Annotated in this window: 3 protein-coding genes; all 3 read left to right on the plus strand. The window is 75.2% G+C overall.

What is annotated here, in order from left to right:
• Window positions 1-165 precede the first annotated feature (165 nt).
• Window positions 166-1,149: a glycosyltransferase gene (locus NCC78_RS30680; RefSeq protein WP_250798896.1), complete on the plus strand. Its 984-nt coding sequence runs from the start codon at window positions 166-168 to the stop codon at window positions 1,147-1,149.
• Window positions 1,134-2,351 carry a glycosyltransferase gene (locus NCC78_RS30685; protein WP_250798900.1) on the plus strand — a complete coding sequence of 406 codons (1,218 nt, stop codon included), beginning with the start codon at window positions 1,134-1,136 and terminating at the stop codon, window positions 2,349-2,351. The genes NCC78_RS30680 and NCC78_RS30685 overlap by 16 nt, the downstream gene beginning before the upstream one ends.
• On the plus strand, window positions 2,351-2,603 hold a 253-nt coding region (locus NCC78_RS30690), incomplete at its 3' end, for an SIS domain-containing protein (RefSeq protein WP_250798901.1). The genes NCC78_RS30685 and NCC78_RS30690, both read left to right, overlap by 1 nt.

A 2,603-nucleotide genomic window follows, 5' to 3' on the forward strand; every position in this document is an offset into this window, starting at 1 on the left:
CACCCGCGCCGCGGTCTGCCCCGTGCCCGAGCACCCCTGCCTCGCCGGGCTGGACCCGGCCGAGGTGGTCGAGGCCGTCCGCGTCCTGGCCTCCCCGTCCCCCACGTGAGCGCCGCCGGCCCGTCCCGACCGCCCACCACCCCGCGACACCTGCTGAGGAGAGGCATGAACATTCTGCTCTGGCACGTGCACGGCTCCTGGACGACCTCGTTCGTCCACGGACGACACCGGTACCTGGTGCCGGTCACGCCCGACCGGGGCCCGTACGGCCTGGGCCGGGCCCGCACGTACCCCTGGCCGGACAACGCCGTGGAGGTGACTCCCCAGCAGCTGGCCACCGCCGACGTCGACCTGGTCGTCCTGCAACGCCCCGAGGAGCTGGACCTGGCCGAGCAGTGGCTCGGCCGCCGGCCCGGCCGGGACGTGCCGGCCGTCTACGTCGAGCACAACACCCCCAAGGGCGACGTGCCGAACACCCGCCACCCGATGGCCGACCGCGACGACCTGCTCGTCGCCCACGTCACCCACTTCAACGAGCTGTTCTGGGACACCGGCGCCACCCGCACCGCCGTGATCGAGCACGGCATCGTGCCGCCCCGGGTCGAGTGGAGCGGCGAGCTGGACCGGCTCGCCGTGGTCACCAACGAGCCGGTCCGCCGGTGGCGGGTCACCGGCACCGACCTGATGCCCCGCTTCGCGCGGGTGGCGCCGCTGGACGTCTTCGGCATGGGGGTGGCCGGGCTGCCCGACGCGCTCGCCGCGGCGGGTTCGGCCGGCCTGCCGGTCACCGGCCACGACGACCTGCCGCAGGAACGGATGCACGTCGAGGTGGCCCGGCGGCGGGCGTACCTGCACCTGTGCCGGTGGACGTCGCTCGGGCTGAGCCTGATCGAGGCGATGTCCATCGGCATGCCGGTCGTCGCGCTGGCCACCACCGAGGCGGTGGACGCGGTGCCGGCCGACGCGGGGGTGCTCTCCACGCGGGTGGACACGCTGGTCGAGGCGGCCCGGTGGCTGATGACGGACCGCGACGCGGCGTCCCGGTTGGGGGCGCGGGGTCGCGAGGTGGCGAAGGAACGCTTCGGGCTGGACCGGTTCCTCGCTGACTGGGACCGGCTGATGGAGGAGGAAACATGCGCATCGCGATGATCTCGGAGCACGCCAGCCCGCTCGCCGTCCTCGGCGAGGAGGACGCCGGCGGGCAGAACACCCACGTGGCGGAACTGGCCGCCGCGCTGGTCGGTGAGGGGCACGACGTCCGCGTCTACACCCGCCGGGACTCCACCACCCTGCCGGACACCGTGCCCGCCCCGGAGGGCTACCAGGTGTGCCACGTGCCGGCGGGGCCGGCGCTGCGGGTGCCGAAGGACGAACTGCTGCCGCACATGGGGCAGTTCGGGCGCTGGCTGGTCGGCCAGTGGCAGGGCGGCGACTGGACGCCGGACGTGGCGCACGCGCACTTCTGGATGAGCGGGCTGGCCACCCTGCACGCCGGCCGGCGCACCGGGGTGCCGGTGGTGCTGACGTACCACGCGCTGGGCGCCGTCAAGCGGCGGCACCAGGGCGCCCGCGACACCAGTCCACCAGGCCGGATCGGCTACGAACGGGCCCTGGGCCGGGCCGCCGACCGGGTCATCGTGCAGTGCCAGGACGAGATCGGCGAACTGGTCCGGCTGGGCGTGCCCCGGTCCCGGATGGCGCTGGTCCCCTCCGGCGTCAACCAGGAGATGTTCCGCCCCGACGGTCCGGTCGCCCCGCGTGACCCGGCCCGGCCGAGGATCCTCACCGTCGGTCGCATGGTGGAGCGCAAGGGCTTCCAGGAGGTGATCCGGGCCCTGCCGGCCGTGCCGGACGCGGAGTGCGTGGTGGCCGGCGGCCCGCCGGCCGACCTGCTGCCCGCCGACAGCTTCGCCCGCCGCCTGAACGCGCTCGCCGAGTCCTGCGGGGTGGCCGACCGGGTGAAGCTGCTCGGCGCGGTGCCCCGCGAGGAGATGGGCCGCTGGTACCGCTCGGCGGACATCCTGGTGGCCGCCCCCTGGTACGAGCCGTTCGGGCTGACCCCGCTCGAGGGGATGGCCTGCGGCGTGCCGGTGATCGGCACGAACGTCGGTGGCATCGCCGACACCGTGGTCCACGGGCTGACCGGCGACCTGGTGCCGCCGCGGGACCCGCGGGCGCTGGGCGCCGCGATCCGCCGCCTGCTCGCCGACAACGTGCGCCGGTTCGCGTACGCGACCGCGGCGCTGGACCGGATCCGCAGCCGCTACTCGTGGAAGCGCTGCGCCGAGCAGCTCGGCGCGGTCTACGCCGCGGTGAGCCCGGTCGGCCGACCCGCCCCGGCGGTGGCCTGATGACCGGCGCGCTCTCCACCCTCGACTCGCACCTGGCCAACCTGGCGGCGGCGCTGCTGCCGTACCGGCAGGTGGCCGAGCGGCTCTCCGGCTGGGGCACCGAGCTGGCCTGGACCCTCGCCCGGGGTGGTCGGCTGCTGGTGGCGGGCAACGGTGGCAGCGCCGCCGAGGCCCAGCACCTCACCGCCGAACTCGTCGGCAAACTCCGCGACGACCGCCAACCGCTGTCCGCCATCGCCCTGCACGCCGAAA

The sequence above is a fragment of the Micromonospora phytophila genome (assembly GCF_023656545.1).
Classification (GTDB): Bacteria; Actinomycetota; Actinomycetes; order Mycobacteriales; family Micromonosporaceae; genus Micromonospora; species Micromonospora phytophila.